The following is a 15,903-nucleotide window of genomic DNA, read 5'->3' as shown; positions in this document are numbered from 1 at the left end:
ACGCGGCTTTGCTACGCGCCCCGAACCGCGAGATGCACGACGTCGGGAACACCCCGGGCAACGGTGACCTCTTCCGTACGCACCCGCGTGAACCCGGCATTCCGGAGAGATCGCTCGAACGCGGGCGACGGCTGCGCCGACCAGACGGCCAGCACTCCGCCCGGTGCGAGGCGCGCCGCGCAGGCGGCGAGCCCGGTGGGGGAGTAGAGGCCGTCGTTGCCCTCGGTGACGGTCCAGTCGGGGCCGTTGTCGATGTCCAGGCACAGCGCGTCATAGGTCTCCGGGCCGGTCCGCAGCCACTCGACCAGGTCGGTGTGGAGGATCTCGGTGCGCGGATCGGCCAGCGCCCCGGCGGATACGGCCGCCAGGGGGCCGTCGAGGTGCCAGTCGATCACCGCCGCCTCCCGCTCGACCACCGCGATCCGCCCCCACCGGGGCTCCGCCGCCGCCTCGACCAGCGAAAACCCCACGCCGAGCCCGCCGATGAGCAGTGCGGGAGAGGGACGGTCGGCGGGCAGCGCGTCGAGGGCGGTGCGGATGAGCAGCCGCTCGGAGCGGCCGTCGGAGGTGTCCATGAGGAAGCACCCATTGGCGATGATCTCGAAGACGGCCTCGCCCGACGGCCCGCCACCGCGCCGCCGCAGCACCACCTCGCCGTACGGGCCCTCCCGGCGGTCGACGATCACCGGCCGGTCGTCGTCGGCGGGGTGGAGGTCGTACATCGGCTGCGGCTGCATAGGGGTGGGGTCCTCCCGGATGGTTCTGACGCCGCCATCCTCGCGCCGCCCCGCCCACCGGTCCAACCGATTCCACGGTGGCCCGGCGGGCGGGGCCTGGCGTCGTCCACGTCACAGCTCGGGGGGAGGTGAGATGACTCACGGCACCCGGGTTGTTGTTCGGGCGTGGCGGAAATGCGCGGGGCAGGGGGAGCGGAGGCGGGAGTGAGGAAGGGGCGCGGACGTTGACGACATCGATACGGGGGACGGCCGTCCCGGGCGCGCGGGCGGCGGACGGGGGCGACCCGGACGAGGCCCGGGGCGCCGCCCTGGCGGTTCCGTGCGCCCGCGCGGCCGGTTGGCGGCTGGTGGCGAGCTGTGCCGGGCCCGTGGCCATCGGGGCCGGCACACCGCGGGTGCCGCCGGCCGCTGGGGCGGGGCGCGGGCGCCGTACGGCGGCCATGGCGGCGCGGCTGCGGCGGCTCTCGCATGCGCTCATCGCCGTGCCGCTCACCCTCGGCTACACGCTCGTCCTGCTCGGCACCGGGCTCTACACCCATCTCGGCGACCCCGGCACGGTGCGCGATCTGCTCGTGGGCTCCAGCACCGATGTGGCCCACCTCTCCCAGCGGCCGCTGCTGACACTGCTGGTCAGCGCGTTGTGGGCGGTGGGCGGGATCACCTCGCCGTATCTGCTCGCCTTCCCCCTGGTGCTCGGCGCGCTGGAGCGGCGCGTCGGCGCGATGCGCACCGCCGGGGTGTTCCTGCTCGGCCATGTGCTGGCGACGCTGCTCACCGAGCTCCCGGTGGCCGCATCCGTGGCCGTCGGACATCTCCCGGCCAGTTCGCTGCGGCGCCTCGACTACGGGGTCAGCTACGGGCTGATCGCCTGCGCCGCCGCGCTCGCCGGGCTGCTGCCGCCCCGGCGGCGGTGGGCGCTGCTCGGCGGGATCGGCCTCGCGCTCGCCGCCGGAAGCCTCGTGGACATCGATCCGCTCACCGGGTGGGGCCATGCCTTCGCCCTGCTGATCGGCGTCGTCTGCTGGCCGTACATCCGGCGAAACGCCAGGTGGCGGCCCTCCTCGAACGGCGGCGACGGCGCCGGACGCCGCTTCGCTCACAGCGAACGAGCCTCCGGGAACACCTGAGGCCCCTTCGCGCATTGAGTGGGCATTGACTTATTGAGTCCTTCTGACTCAACTTGCCTGCCGAAGGGAGATCATGGCTTCGCTGTCCACACCGCTCACCCTGCCTGTGCTGCCTCTCGATGACGAGGTCGTGCTGCCCGGCATGGTGGTGCCGCTGGACCTTTCCGATACCGAGGTGCGCGCCGCGGTGGAGGCCGCCCAGGCCGCCGCCCGCTCCAGTGGGAGCGGAGGAGGCAAGCCGAAGGTGCTGCTGGTGCCGCGCGTCGACGGCACCTACGCCGGCATCGGCACGCTCGGCACCGTCGAACAGGTGGGCCGGCTCTCCGATGGCGACCCGGGCGCGCTGATCCGCGGTGTGCGCCGTGTCCGCATCGGGGCCGGGACCACCGGACCCGGGGCGGCGCTGTGGGTGGAGGGGACCACGGTCGAGGAGATCGTGCCCGATCCGCTTCCCGGCGCCGTCACCGAATTGATCAAGGAGTACAAGGCGCTGGCCACCAGCTGGCTGCGCAAGCGCGGCGCCTGGCAGGTCGTGGACCGGGTGCAGCAGATCGACGATGTCTCACAGCTCGCCGACAACTCCGGCTACTCGCCGTTCCTGAGCGTGGCCCAGCGCGTCGAACTGCTGGAGACCACGGACCCCGTGGCCCGGCTGAAGCTGGCCGTTACCTGGCTCAGCGACCACATCGCCGAGCAGGACGTGGCCGAGTCGATCGCCAAGGACGTCCAGGAGGGCGTCGACAAGCAGCAGCGCGAGTTCCTGCTGCGGCGCCAGCTCGAAGCGGTCCGTAAGGAGCTCGCGGAGCTGAACGGCGACTCTGAGGGCGAGTCCGACGACTACCGCGCCCGGGTGGAGGCGGCCGATCTGCCCGAGAAGGTCCGCGAGGCGGCCCTGAAGGAGGTCGACAAGCTGGAGCGGACCAGCGACCAGAGCCCCGAGGGCAGCTGGATCCGCACCTGGCTGGACACCGTCCTGGAGCTGCCCTGGAACGAGCGCACCGAGGACGCCTACGACATCCGGGGCGCCAAGGCCGTGCTCGACGCCGACCACGCGGGCCTGGAGGACGTCAAGGAGCGGATCACCGAGTACCTGGCGGTGCGCAAGCGCCGTGCCGACCGGGGCCTCGGCATCGTCGGCGGCCGCCGCGGCGGCGCGGTGCTCGCCCTGGTGGGCCCGCCCGGCGTCGGCAAGACCAGCCTGGGCGAGAGCGTCGCCCGCGCGATGGGGCGGAAGTTCGTCCGGGTCGCGCTCGGCGGCGTCCGCGACGAGGCGGAGATCCGCGGCCACCGGCGCACCTACGTGGGCGCGCTGCCCGGCCGGGTCGTCCGGGCCATCAAGGAGGCGGGCTCCATGAACCCCGTCGTCCTCCTCGACGAGATCGACAAGGTGGGCTCCGACTTCCGCGGCGACCCGGCCGCGGCCCTGCTCGAGGTCCTGGACCCGGCGCAGAACCACACCTTCCGCGACCACTACCTGGAGGTCGAGCTCGACCTGAGCGATGTGGTCTTCCTCGCCACCGCCAACGTCCTGGAGGCCATCCCCGAGGCGCTCCTGGACCGGATGGAGCTGGTGCGCCTGGACGGCTACACCGAGGACGAGAAGGTCACCATCGCCCGTGACCACCTGCTGCCCCGCCAGCTGGAGCGGGCCGGTCTGGAGCCGGGCGAGGTCACCGTGGCGGACGAGGCGCTGCGCAAGCTGGCGGGCGAGTACACCCGCGAGGCGGGCGTACGGACCCTGGAGCGGTCCATCGCCCGGCTGTTGCGCAAGGTCGCGGCCCAGCACGAGCTCGGCGAGCGCGAACTCCCCTTCACCGTCGACGTGGCGGAGCTGCGCCCGCTGATCGGCCGGCCGCACCACACCCCCGAGTCCGCCCAGGACCCGGCCGAGCGCCGCACCGCCGTCCCCGGCGTGGCGACCGGGCTCGCGGTCACGGGCGCGGGCGGTGACGTGCTGTTCGTGGAGGCGTCGCTGGCCGACCCGGAGACGGGCGGCGCGGGGCTGAACCTCACCGGTCAGCTCGGCGACGTCATGAAGGAGTCCGCCCGGATCGCGCTCTCCTTCCTGCGCTCCCACGGCGCGGAGCTGGAGCTGCCGGTCGGCGACCTGAAGGAGCGCGGTGTCCACCTCCACGTCCCGGCGGGCGCGGTCCCCAAGGACGGCCCGAGCGCGGGTGTCACCATGACCACCGCCCTGGCCTCGCTGCTCTCCGGCCGCCAGGTGCGCCCGGACGTGGCGATGACGGGCGAGGTGTCCCTGACCGGGCGGGTGCTGCCCATCGGCGGCGTCAAGCAGAAGCTGCTGGCGGCGCACCGGGCCGGGGTGACCACCGTGATCATCCCCAAGCGCAATGAGCCCGACCTGGACGACGTCCCCGCCGAGGTGCTGGACAAGCTGGACGTCCACCCGGTCTCGGACGTCCGCAGGGTCCTGGAGCTGGCCCTCGAACCCGCCTCGACGGCCGCCGCCCCCGAGGTTCCGGCAGCGGCGTGACGGACGCTGCCGGTGGCGCCGTGGCCCGGGGCCCCGTGTCGAACGGGGTTCCGGGCCACGCGTGACCTCTCGGCCGTGCGTATCGTTGGACTAACCGGTCGCATACGTTCGGTGTGCGGCGGGGAGGAGCGGCACGGTGACCGTCATGGAGATTGACCGGATCGACACTGACAGGATCGAGATGGCCGACAGCAGCGACGAGCGGACCTTGGACGCGATGTTCGAGTGGCTCGAGAAGATGCCCGTCCCCGAGGGATTCAAGGTCGAGATTGTCGAGGGACACATCTTCATGTCGCCGCAGACGAACACCCACTGGGACATCATCGCCGACATCTACGACCAGCTACGTGCGCAATTCCCGCGCACGCGGATCAAGTCGGATGTCCGTATCGACTACCCGGGCCACCTCAACGGCTTCGCGACCGATGTGACCCTGGTCGCCAAGGGTGCGGCTATGGATGCCAAGGGCTTGTGGCGCTATCAGGACGTTGAGTTCGTTGCCGAGGTGATCTCGAAAGGCACGGCGGCGAACGACTACGGCCCGAAGAAGGCGGCCTACGCGGAGGCCGGGGTTCCCATCTACCTGATCGCGGACCCCTACACCGGCAAATGCCACCTGTTCACCGAGCCCAAGGAGGGCGACTACCTCAGTGAGCTGTCGATTCACTTCGGCCAGGATCTCGACCTGACGAACACCGCCGTCGACCTGCCGCTCAAGACCGACGAGTTCCCCCGCGACTGACCCGCCGACGCCCTCCGGTGTACAGACAGACCTGTCCGTACGCCGGAGGGCGGGACCGCCGGATGTGGGGAGTGACGAGCCGCGGGGCCCGACCGGAGCTCAGCGGGCTCAGCCGGCATTCGGCTCAGCCGGAGCTCGGCTCAGCGGGGCTCAGCCGTTGGCGAGCGCCTGAAGCCGGTCCATGGCGCCGTTGAACTTGTTGTGATCGCCGACCGTCGGGCCGGTGGAGGTGTACTGCCAGATGGTGTGGAAGCCCCAGCCGGCCGGAAGCTCACCCACGGACGAGCCGTAGCGCGGAATCCACAGCGGGTTGATGCCGCCGAAGGCGGCGGAGTTGCCCGTGCAGGTCTTCCACCAGCTGGTGGAGGTGTAGATCACCGGATCGCGACCGGTGCGCGACTTGTAGGTGCTGCTGAAGGACTTGATCCAGTTGACCATCGCACTGGCGCTCAGCCCGTAGCAGGTCGCGCCGTAGGGGTTGTACTCCATGTCGAGCGCGCCGGGCAGCGTCTTGCCGTCCTTGGACCAGCCGCCGCCGTGGTCGACGAAGTAGTTGGCCTGTGCGGCGCCAGTCGAGTTGTTCGGCAGGGCGAAGTGGTACGAGCCACGGATCATGCCGACGTTGTACGAGCCGTTGTACTGCTGGGTGAAGTTCGGATTGGTGTAGCTGGTGCCCTCGGTCGCCTTGACATAGGCGAACCGGACACCGCTGCTCCACAGCGTCGCCCAGTTGACATTGCCCTGGTGGCTGCTGACGTCCACGCCTTCGACGGTGGCGAGCAGCCCCAGCGGCTGTTCACCGGTCGTGGATCCGCCCTCGTGCTTGAGTATTTGTGAACCCGCCCAGTCCTGCTCGGGGTGGGGGATGGCCTTGTCACCCTCGCCCTGGGCGGCGAACGCCGAGCCGGGCAGTGCGACGGTCATGGCGAGTAGAGCGGCGAGAACACCGATCAGCGCGCTGATGGCGCCTCGGGTCGAACCAGGTCTGTGCGCGGGCATGGCGTTACCTCCGAAGCCTCGGTGGGGGAGAGGGACGTCCGATTGGAATGACCATGTCAGGATCGACGCTACGGGCGTAGATAGGCGGACGGAAGGGGGAAGGTGTGATGCCGTTGGTCTAATCCTGCGAAATACTGGTGGAGCTGCGGTAACTGCTGCGCATGATAGAAACTTTCACCAAGTGAAAACCCGGAGAGGGCTCTGACGTGCACAACAATGGGGGACTGTCCCCTGGGCGGGGTGAGGGCGGCACCGCGGGCGGCATTGGTGTGGACCACGCATTCCTCGCTCTGGAGCGCGAATTGGCGGTTTTCCTCCGCAGGGCCCGCGCCGCCTCGGGGGAATTGGCCCGGGAGGTCCACCCCGAGCTCGAATCCGCCGCCTACGGACTGCTGATGCGGCTGGAGGACGCCGGTCCGCAGCGCGCCACCGACCTCGCGGCCTTCGTGGGCGTCGGAAAGGCCACGATGAGCCGTCAGCTGCGCGCCATCGAAGGGCTCGGCCTGGTGACGCGGACGCCCGATCCGGCCGACGGCCGGGCCTTCCTGGTGGAGTTGACCGAGGAGGGCCGCAGCCGCTTCCGCGCCGTGCGGGTCGCCCGGCGGGCGCGCTACGCCCGTCGGCTCGCCGCGTGGGAGCGCAGCGAGGTGGCCGAACTCGCCAGGCTGCTGCACCGGTTGAACGCGGAGCAGGAGGCCGACGACCCCGGTCAGGCGGCGCGCGCGGCGCAGGAGTAGGGCGCTCATACCCGCCAGGATCCGCGACCCCCGCGCATCCGGCGACGCGGATGTGGCAACCGCGCTACCCGGCCCCGGAGGGCGCGGCATCCGGCCCGGTCAGGGCTCCACGAAGACCACGGCGGCGTCGTCGTGGGTCTTGCCCCGCGGAAAGGCCGTACCGTCCGGATCGGCGTGCTCGGCCGCCCGAACCCGGTCGATCAGCGCCTGCGGGCCCTCCTTGCGCAGCAGCGCGAAGCATTCGCTCCAGTCGCCCTCGCCGAACTTCTCCACCCAGCGCGACGCCCCGTCGGTGAGCGCCGCCAGCGCCCGCACCTCGCCGCGCGGGAACTCCCCGGTGACCGCCTTGCCGGCGACGCCGGGGTCGGCGGCGGCGGTGAAGAAGCCGTCCTCCGCGTTGCGCAGCGGGGCGAGCCGCCGGCCCTCGGCGCGCAGCCGGTCGATGCGGTCGTCCAGCACCGGGGTCACTCCGTCGTGGAGCAGCTCGATGAGCAACACCGAGTCGGAGAGGACCAGATGCTCGATGCGCTCGTCGTCCCAGCGCGCCATGACGACGGTTGCCTGTGGGGTGAGGGGGTGAGAAAGGTCACACGTTGAACTGTGGAATGCGGCGGTTCGCCCGATCGCCTCGGCGAGGCACTGTGTCAGAGGCATATCCCGTCGCGAACCGGACAGTTCGAGCAGCGATCCGCCGAGCCGCGCGGTGAACCAGCTCACGCTGTGCACACATCCGTCGTCGCCCTCGGGCGGAGTCACCCCGTCCAGTACCACCAGCGCACCGCCGCTCCCCGAGGCCGGGAGGGCTACTGAGGCGTAGTCCTCATTGGGGTATTGCTGATCGCCGGGGGCGGTCGCGAGTTCGATGCGCATTCCATCAGTCTGCCGGACCGTCGACGATCAACCTTGGCGCGGGGGCCGCGGCGGGATTGGTCCGTACCAAATGCCGCGCCGGTTTCCCGGCTGTCTGATTGGGGCGGAAATTGGTGCTTCTGGGAAGCTGCGGGTGGGCATCTTGTCAGGGCATGGAGGTCTTTACCAATCCGCACAAGGTTGACGGGAGGGTATGGCCGCGCGTCGAAGTTGGTGGTCAACTACGCAATGCGGTTCACTCGTTCGGGTGGCCGGGTGGGTGATGTGTACCCGCCCCAGACCCGTCCTGAAAGGGTCGGAATCCCTACCAGGGGTGGGGAAACACAATTGTTGATCCGTCGTCACCTCTGGTCCAACATCAGCGGTCGGGCGAGAATGGATTGTGAGCACCGGTGCGGAAGAAACGGCTTCGGGGCACCACGCGCGATGCGGTAGACGAGCCACGCCAGGACGAGATGACGCCACGACGGAACACCACACGCGTCCGCCGTCGGCTCACCACGTCCGTCGTCCTCGTCTCCGTCGCCGTCCTCGGGGCCGGAACCCCCGCCGTTCTGCTCGCCCTCGATGACACCACCGACGCCCAGCGGCTCGTCGACCTCGCGGAGACCAACCGCGGCGCGGTGACCCTCGCCCACGCCCTCGCCGACGAGCGCGACGCCATGACCCGGTTCGTCGCCGACGGGCGCTCCACCGCCTCCGGCGGCGGGGTCTCCGAGGAGACCCGCGCCCGTGTCGACCTGCGGATCCGGGAGGTGCGCCGGCAGGTCCCGGCCTCGGTCCGGCGGCTCCTGGACGCCCTTCCCGAACTGCGGCAGGAGGCGCTGACCGGCAAGGGCTCGGCCCTCGACGTCTTCACCTCGTACACCCGGACCGTCCAGGCGCTGAACGGGGTCACCGACACCCTCGCCCACCGGCTCCCGGCCGACTCCGAGACCGCCGCCACCGCCGCGCTGGCCCCGCTCGGCCGTGCGGTGGAGGAGGCGTCCGCCACCCGCGGGCTGCTGCTGGCCGCGCTCGACGCGGGCGGCGGCCAGTCCACGCTGGTCTCCGCCGCCCAGCGGACCAACGTCCGCGAGCAGTCCGCGCTGGCCGACTTCGAGCAACTCGCCCCGGCCGCCATGCGCGAGGCATACGACCGCACCGTCAACGGCACCGAGGTCACCAACGCCGAGCACTACCTCGACCGGCTCACCGACCAGGACCACTTCGCGGGCAATGACTTCTTCCTCAACGAGGACCGCGTCGAGGCCGGGCTGAACGCCAGGATCGACCGGATGCGCGGCGCCCAGTCCTCGCTGGCCTCCGGTGAGGCCGCCCAGCTCGCCCGGTTGCGGGACGACGAGGTCACCGCCCTCGAGCTGCGCATCGGCATCGTCGGCGCCGCCCTGCTGGTCGCCCTCGGCGCCGGAGTGCACAGCGCCCGCTCGATGACCCGGCCGCTGGCCGCGCTGCGGCTCGGCGCCCGGCGGGTCGCGGCCGATCCGCCGGCCGAGGAGCCGGTGGCCTTCACGGGCCGCGACGACGAGTTCGCGGACGCCGTACGGGCCGTCAACGAGCTGCACGCCAAGGCCGCGCAGGCGTACGAGCGGGTCACCGAGCTCGAGACCGAGCGCACCCGGCTGGTCGGCGAGCGGCAGCGGCTGGCCGATGAGCGGGACGGGCTGCGCGCCGAGCGGGACGCGGTCGCCACCCGGCTGGAGGGGCTGCGGGCCCGGGTCCACGGCAGCTTCGTCAGCCTCGCGCTGCGCTCGCTCGGCCTGATCGAGCGGCAGCTCGCCATCATCGAGTCCCTGGAGGAGCGGGAGCAGGACCCCGACCGCCTCGAAACGCTCTTCCAGCTCGACCACCTGGCCACCGGGATGCGCCGCTACGGCGAGAACCTCCTGGTCATCGCGGGCTCCGAGAACAAGGCCACCCATCCGGGGCCGGTGCCGCTGCTGGATGTGCTGCGCGCCTCGATCAGCGAGGTCGAGCGCTACGACCGGGTGCAGATCCAGGCGCTGCCGCCGCATGCCCAGGTCGCCGGGTTCGCCGCGGACAGCGTCAGCCACCTGATCGCCGAGCTCCTGGAGAACGCGACATCGTTTTCACCGCCGGACGCCTCGGTCCAGGTCTCCGGCTGGCTCCTGGAGACCGGTGAGGTCATGCTCTCCGTCCAGGACGAGGGCATCGGGATGACGCCCGAGCGCTTCGTGGAGCTGAACAACCGGCTCGCCGACCCGGTGCCCGAGTACTGCCAGGGTCCCCAGCCGGAGGACCCGCTGGGCCTCGGGCTCTACGTGGTGACCCGGCTCGCCGCGCGCCACGGCATCCGGGTGCAGCTGCGTGAGCAGCAGCCGGGCGGGGTGGCGGCCGTGGTCGTCCTCCCGACGAAGATCCTCCCCTCCGGTCCGCCCGGTGCCGGGCTGCCGCCCGCCCCGCCGGTGGGCGTGGGCGCGACGTTCGCCGGCACCGGATCGGCGTCCTTCCTGGGCTTCCCGGGCTCCGAGGCCGAGGCGAACTCCAACACGCTTCCGGGGCAGACCCGTTCGGTCTCGCCCGACCAGGAGGGTGCGCCGCCGAACGGTGCGGCGGGGGCCGGTGCCGAGCCGCCGGCCGAGCCGGTCGCGCCCGCCGCGCCGCAAGCGGAGCCGATCGCGCCCGCCGCGCCGCCCGCGGAGCTGCTCGCGGCGCTCTCGGCGTTCGCGGAGCGGGGTCCGGCGCCCCGGGCCGCCGAGCCGGAGCCCGAGGACGAGCCGCGGCCCGGCCCTGAGCTCGGGCCCCGCCCGGACCCCGCGCCCGCCGACGCGGCCACGCCCGTCGGGACGGCCGCGGATCCGGAGCGGACCGCCTCCTCATGGGCCGTCTCCGGCGAGGGGTGGGGGCGGACCGTGGACACGGGCCGCGACTACCCCATGGATCCCACACCGCCGCGCGGCCATCCGGCCGCGGAAGACGCCGGTGCGCTGCCCGCCCTGCCCAAGCGCGTCCCCAAGCTGACCCAGGCCGACGAGCGGGACGGCGCACGGCATGGCGCGGACGACCAGGCCCCGGCGCCTCAGGACGGGGAGCCCGAGGTCCCGGCCGTCGAGCAGACGATGGAGCTGACCCCCCGGCGCCTGCGCGAGGGCTATGGGGACCCCGAGGACCGCGATGGCCGCCCGGACCGTACGGATCGCGCCGACCGTGAGAGCCGCACGGGCCGCGCGAGCGGCCGCACGGTCCGTGAAAGCCGCGAGAGCCGTCAGGACCGCGACGGTCGCGACGGACGTGAGGACGCCGCGGACCGCGCGGACCTCGACGACCCCGCGGACCGCGAGTGGTATTTCGGCGGTCATGGCATACGCCCGGTCGGCGCGGCCGCCTGGGGCCCGGCCCATGGCGGTCCGGCATCGCGCGGCGGGCTGACGGACGGCGCCCCCGCGTCGCATGACGGCCCGGAGGACAGCGTCCCCTCGACGCCCGGCGGCGTTGCGGGGACGGGTGGTGCGCGGGCAGGCGGCGGTGAGCCGTCCGCCGATCCGTACGCCATCGGCCCCGACCAGCACGCCCGCCCGGCGGACGAGGCGGCGCGCACCGACAAGGGGCTTCCCAAGCGCACACCGCGGAACCTGGCGGTCCGGGAGCCCGATCCACGGGAGCGGACCGGTTCGGTGAGCGCGGATGAGCTGCGGCGCCGACTCGGCGGCTTCCAGCGCGGCGCCCGTGAGGGACACCGCGACGCCGCCGCCGAGATCGCCGCCCGCGGCGAGCCCGTACGGCGGCGCGGGGAATCAGCAGGGCAAACGGGGGCGCAGATCGAGGGTGGCACGGTTGAGGAGGCACGCGGGTGAATGCGCCCAGTAGTACCTACGGGTTGAGTCGCGAGGCCCGTAATCTGCACTGGTTGCTGTCGAACCTCGTCGAGGAGGTGCCGGGCGTCCGCTCGGTTGTGGTCGTCTCGACCGACGGGCTGATGCTGCTCTCCTCCGACGCACGGCACCACGCCGCGACCGCGGCGGCCGATCCGGTGGCGCAGGACGGCCCCAAGGGGTCCAGTGCGGATCTCGCGACGATCGTCTCGGGGCTCGGAAGCCTCACGCTCGGCGCGGCGAAGCTGATGGACGGCGGCAGTGTCAAGCAGACGATGGTGGCGATGGACGAGGGAAGTCTGTTCGTCATGTCGATCAGCGACGGTTCGCTGCTGGGGGTGCACGCCACCCCCGACTGCGACATGACCGTCGTCGCCTATCACATGGCGTTGTTCGTGGGCCGGGCCGGACATGTGCTCACCCCCGAACTCCGCAATGAACTACGCAGGTCGCTGGAGCACGCGCAGTGACGACCGCCGGGTCCGGTCGACCCGCCCGTAAACCCGCTCGCGTACGTCCGTACTCGCTCACCGGTGGTCGCACCCGCTCCGGCCATGTGCTGCTGGTGGAGACCTTCGTGGCGGCGCTGGAGGCTCCGGACGGACGGCTCGACCTGGCCCCCAGCGGGTTGAACACCCGGATGCTGCCGGAGATCCGGGCGATCATCGAACTGTGCAGCAGGATGCGTTCCGTCGCGGAGGTCTCCGCGATGCTCAAGATCCCACTCGGTGTGGTGCGCGTCCTGCTCAGCGACCTGGCCGACCAGGGAAAGATCCGCGTCTACGGCACCGGGCGGGGCCCCGGCCAGCCGGAACGCGCGTTGCTCGAAAGGGTGCTCAGTGGACTTCGCAGGCTCTGAGACGATGACGGCGACACCGCCGGCGACGTCGGAGATACCCCGGGCCGGGATACCCGGGGCCGAGGAGGTGCTCCAGAGGTGGCAGACGGACCGCTCCCGCGCTCCGATCGCCACCAAGATAGTGATAGCGGGAGGCTTCGGGGTCGGCAAGACGACCTTCGTCGGCGCGGTTTCGGAGATCACTCCGCTCCAGACCGAGGCGCTGATGACGCGGGCCAGCGAGAGTGTGGACGATCTCGAGGCGACGCCCGAGAAGCTGACCACCACCGTCGCGATGGACTTCGGCCGGATCACGCTGGAGAACGATCTGGTCCTGTATCTCTTCGGCACCCCCGGTCAGCAGCGCTTCTGGTTCATGTGGGACGACCTGATGCGCGGGGCCATCGGCGCCGTGGTGATGGTCGACACCCGGCGCCTGGACGAGAGCTTCCCGGCGCTGGACTACTTCGAAAGCCTCGGTCTGCCGTATGTGGTGGCGGTCAACCACTTCGAGGGGACCCCGGTCTACCAGCCCGAGGACGTGCGTGACGCGCTCTCGGTGGCCTCCTCGGTGCCCGTGGTGATGATGGACGCCCGGCGCCGGATCTCGGTCGTGGACGCGCTGCTGTCGCTGGTGAGGCACGCTGTTGCCGTGTCACCCGAGTGACGTAACCTCGGCTCCTCCCGCGGAATGGAATGGCCCGTTCCCGCTTTTGGCCCGAGCCTGAGGGAGAGTCGACAGCCATGCGGAAGATACTCATCGTGGGCGCCGGCCAGTCCGGTCTCCAACTCGCTCTCGGCCTCCAGTCCAAGGGCTACGAGATCACGCTGATGTCCAACCGGACGGCTGATGAGATCCGCGGCGGCCGGGTGATGTCCACCCAGTGCATGTTCCGCACCGCGCTGGGCCATGAGCGCGATCTGGCGCTCAACTTCTGGGACGAGCTGGCGCCGCGGGTCGAGGGCCTTGGGCTCTCCGTCGCCGGGCCGCCGACTCCCGGGGGCCATCCGCGGGTCGTCGACTGGGTCGGCCGGCTCCACGGCCATGCCCAGAACGTCGACCAGCGGATCAAGATGGCCGGCTGGATGGAGACGTTCGAACAGCGCGGCGGCCAGGTGGTCATCCATGGCGCCGCCGTCTCCGACCTGGACGTCCTCGACCGGAAGTACGACCTGGCGCTGGTGGCCGCGGGCAAGGGCGAACTGGTCTCGCTCTTCGACCGGGACGCCGCCCGCTCCCCGTACGACACCCCGCGGCGCGCCCTCGCGGTCGCCTATGTGCACGGCCTCGGCCCGCGCCCCGAGCACCCCGACTTCGACGCGGTGCGCTGCAATCTCGTGCCCGGCGTCGGCGAACTCTTCGTGATGCCCGCGCTCACCACCACCGGCCGCGCCGACATCCTCTTCTGGGAGGGCGTCCCGGGCGGCCCGGTCGATGTCTTCCGGGGCATCACCGACCCCTCGGAGCATCTGGAGCGCGTCCTGGAGCTCATGGAGTGGTTCACGCCCTGGGAGTACGCGCGCGCCACCAAGGTCGAGCTGACCGATGCGGGCGGCACCCTGTCCGGGCGGTACGCGCCGACCGTACGCCACCCGATCGGGCGGCTGCCGGGCGGCGGGCTGGTCCTGGGCGTCGCCGATGTGGTGGTCGCCAACGACCCGATCACCGGCCAGGGCTCCAACTCCGCGGCCAAATGCGCCGCCACCTATCTGGCGAGCATCGTCGAGCACGGCGACCGGCCGTTCGACGAGGAGTGGATGCGGACGACCTTCGACCGCTACTGGCAGAGCGCGCGGCACGTCACCAAGTGGACCAACACCATGCTGGCCCCGCCGCCCGAGCACATCGTGAACCTCCTGGCGGCGGGGACCACCTTCCCCGCCGTCGCCCACCGCATCGCCAACGGCTTCGACGACCCCTCCGACTTCGAGCACTTCTTCTACGAGCCGGAGAAGACGGCCGCCTATCTGGACGAGGTCAGGGAAGAGGCCGAGGCGGCGGCCGCCGCGGCAGCGGCCGAAGCCGAGAGCGAAGCCGAGGCCGACGACGGGGCCGAGACCGGGGCCGAGGCCGACGACGGGGCGGGGATCGACGGCGGGGCCGAGGCCATCCGGTCCGTCCGCTGACTCCGGTCGGCCCCGGGGCCGTCAGCGCTTGGGCACCACGGCCCGACCCGGGCGCACCGCGCCGTGCAGCGGATTGGAGGCGAGCGGGGAGAGCTTCACCCGCTGGCCGGGGCGCGGTGCCTGGACCACCTGGCCGTCGCCCGCGTACATCGCCACATGGCTGGCCCCCTTGTAGTAGATCACCAGATCGCCGGGGCGCAGCTTGTCGAGCGGCACCCGGGGCAGCTGGCGCCACTGCTCCTGGCTGGTGCGCGGGATGACCCGCCCGGCGTACGCCCATGCGGAGGAGGTCAGCCCCGAGCAGTCGAAGGAGTTCGGCCCCTCGGCGCCCCAGACGTACGGCTTGCCGATCTGGTCCAGGGCGTAGGCGAGCGCCCGCTTCCCGGCCTCCGCGGATGCCGTTTTGGGGCCGGCGGCGGACGGGCGGGGGCGGGGCGCGGTGACGGTGGCCATCGGGGCGGGGGTGCCCGCCGCCGGGGTGTCCCGGCCGCCGCCGGGGGGCTTGGTGGCGCCGGTGCCCGCGCCGTTGCCCGGGGTGGGGGACGGGGGCGCGGCGCCCGGTGAGGCGCCGTTCGCGGTGCCGAGCGCTCCGGAGGCGAGCAGTTTGCGCTGCGCCTTCGCGGTCTCCTCGCGCTCGCGCTGCGCCACCTGGGCGATCTGCCGGGTGCTCAGCTCGGCGAGCAGCTTCTCGATGGAGCGCAGCTGCTTCTTCACCTTGTCCTGCTGTTTCTTTCGCTTCACCGCCAGCGACAGCTGTTTGTCCAGCGCGCTCCTGGCCCGGGTGGCGACGGTGTCGGCGCGTCGCTCGCCCCTGGTCAGCCGCTGGATCAGGGCCGCCTCGCGACCGGCCGCCCGCTCCAGCTCACGCGCCTCGTCGGCGGCGTCCTCCGGATGGGGGGTGAGCAGGGTCAGCAGAAAGCCGTAGGAGGAGAGCGCGCTGTGGCCCTGGTACTGCTGCCGGGCCAGCCGCCCCGCGTCGTCGTGGCTGTCGGCGAGCCGCGTACGGGCCTGGACGAGCTCGGCGGCGAGTTCCCTGGTCCTGGTGCGCTGCTTGCGCAGCTTCTCCTCGGTCCCGTTGTACGCCTCCGTCGCCTCCTCGGCCTTCCGGTACAGCGTCTTGAGCTGCGTCAGCAGCTGGGAGACGGACCGGTCGGCGGGGCGGGAGGGGGCGGCCGACGCCGTGGCCGCCGGAACGGCGGGTACGAGGGCTGCGGCCGCGGTGATCGCCGCCGCGCAGACCGAGCCCACGATCCGTCCTGACACGTGATCACCTCCGGTTCCGTGACGCCTCTGTTCGGCGTCCAGCTCAGCAGGGATCGTGGCATGACGTTCGTATCTTCAGGAGAATTGTGGGCGAGTCGGACGAATACGGTCACTCGTCCGGCGGGCCGTGGGCCCG

13 protein-coding genes are annotated in these 15,903 nt (G+C 71.9%); 9 read left to right on the top strand and 4 right to left on the bottom strand.

What is annotated here, in order from left to right:
* Positions 1 to 11: 11 nt before the first annotated feature.
* Positions 12 to 737, bottom strand: a complete 726-nt coding sequence (locus tag AB0E24_RS01635) for a spermidine synthase family protein (protein ID WP_359374344.1) — start codon at positions 735 to 737, stop codon at positions 12 to 14.
* Positions 738 to 961: 224 nt separating this feature from the next.
* Here AB0E24_RS01635 and AB0E24_RS01630 point away from each other — a divergent pair, with 224 nt between their 5' ends.
* From AB0E24_RS01630 to AB0E24_RS01620, 3 genes are all read left to right on the top strand, one after another.
* Complete coding sequence (locus tag AB0E24_RS01630) at positions 962 to 1,864, top strand: rhomboid-like protein (RefSeq protein ID WP_359374342.1); 903 nt, start codon at positions 962 to 964, stop codon at positions 1,862 to 1,864.
* A gap of 73 nt (positions 1,865 to 1,937) precedes the next feature.
* Positions 1,938 to 4,358, top strand: a complete 2,421-nt coding sequence (gene lon, locus AB0E24_RS01625; protein ID WP_069873222.1) for an endopeptidase La — start codon at positions 1,938 to 1,940, stop codon at positions 4,356 to 4,358.
* Positions 4,359 to 4,494: 136 nt separating this feature from the next.
* On the top strand, positions 4,495 to 5,100 hold the full coding sequence (locus AB0E24_RS01620) for a Uma2 family endonuclease (RefSeq protein WP_435865235.1): 606 nt from the start codon (positions 4,495 to 4,497) through the stop codon (positions 5,098 to 5,100).
* A 150-nt stretch (positions 5,101 to 5,250) separates the two neighbouring features.
* Here AB0E24_RS01620 and AB0E24_RS01615 read toward each other — a convergent pair whose 3' ends face one another.
* The gene (locus AB0E24_RS01615) at positions 5,251 to 6,099 is read right to left on the bottom strand and encodes a lysozyme (RefSeq protein WP_093703388.1); all 849 of its coding nucleotides are present in this window, start codon (positions 6,097 to 6,099) and stop codon (positions 5,251 to 5,253) included.
* A gap of 206 nt (positions 6,100 to 6,305) precedes the next feature.
* On the opposite strand from AB0E24_RS01615, the gene AB0E24_RS01610 reads away from it, so the two are divergent.
* Complete coding sequence (locus AB0E24_RS01610) at positions 6,306 to 6,836, top strand: MarR family winged helix-turn-helix transcriptional regulator (protein WP_079153729.1); 531 nt, start codon at positions 6,306 to 6,308, stop codon at positions 6,834 to 6,836.
* A 99-nt stretch (positions 6,837 to 6,935) separates the two neighbouring features.
* Here the strand turns inward: AB0E24_RS01610 and AB0E24_RS01605 are convergent, their stop codons facing one another.
* Positions 6,936 to 7,706, bottom strand: coding sequence for a hypothetical protein (locus AB0E24_RS01605; RefSeq protein WP_359374340.1), 771 nt, complete (start codon positions 7,704 to 7,706; stop codon positions 6,936 to 6,938).
* A gap of 455 nt (positions 7,707 to 8,161) precedes the next feature.
* Here AB0E24_RS01605 and AB0E24_RS01600 point away from each other — a divergent pair, with 455 nt between their 5' ends.
* From AB0E24_RS01600 to AB0E24_RS01580, 5 genes are all read left to right on the top strand, one after another.
* Positions 8,162 to 11,521, top strand: a complete 3,360-nt coding sequence (locus tag AB0E24_RS01600) for a sensor histidine kinase (protein ID WP_359374338.1) — start codon at positions 8,162 to 8,164, stop codon at positions 11,519 to 11,521.
* Positions 11,518 to 12,009, top strand: coding sequence for a roadblock/LC7 domain-containing protein (locus AB0E24_RS01595; RefSeq protein ID WP_069873234.1), 492 nt, complete (start codon positions 11,518 to 11,520; stop codon positions 12,007 to 12,009). Before AB0E24_RS01600 ends, AB0E24_RS01595 begins: the two co-directional genes overlap by 4 nt.
* Positions 12,006 to 12,398: a DUF742 domain-containing protein gene (locus tag AB0E24_RS01590; protein ID WP_069873235.1), complete on the top strand. Its 393-nt coding sequence runs from the start codon at positions 12,006 to 12,008 to the stop codon at positions 12,396 to 12,398. Before AB0E24_RS01595 ends, AB0E24_RS01590 begins: the two co-directional genes overlap by 4 nt.
* Before the next feature lie 4 nt (positions 12,399 to 12,402).
* Positions 12,403 to 13,044, top strand: coding sequence for a GTP-binding protein (locus AB0E24_RS01585; protein WP_069873237.1), 642 nt, complete (start codon positions 12,403 to 12,405; stop codon positions 13,042 to 13,044).
* A gap of 77 nt (positions 13,045 to 13,121) precedes the next feature.
* Entirely contained in the window at positions 13,122 to 14,504 is a 1,383-nt protein-coding gene (locus AB0E24_RS01580; RefSeq protein WP_359374334.1) for a styrene monooxygenase/indole monooxygenase family protein, read from the top strand.
* 21 nt (positions 14,505 to 14,525) lie between these two features.
* On the opposite strand, the gene AB0E24_RS01575 is transcribed toward AB0E24_RS01580, so the two are convergent.
* Entirely contained in the window at positions 14,526 to 15,767 is a 1,242-nt protein-coding gene (locus tag AB0E24_RS01575; protein WP_359374332.1) for a C40 family peptidase, read from the bottom strand.
* Between the last annotated feature and the right edge of the window lie 136 nt (positions 15,768 to 15,903).

The organism is Streptomyces malaysiensis subsp. malaysiensis (assembly GCF_040653035.1).
GTDB lineage: Bacteria > Actinomycetota > Actinomycetes > Streptomycetales > Streptomycetaceae > Streptomyces > Streptomyces malaysiensis.
Note: the sequence above shows the minus strand (reverse complement) of the source record. Positions and strands in the feature narration are given on the sequence as shown.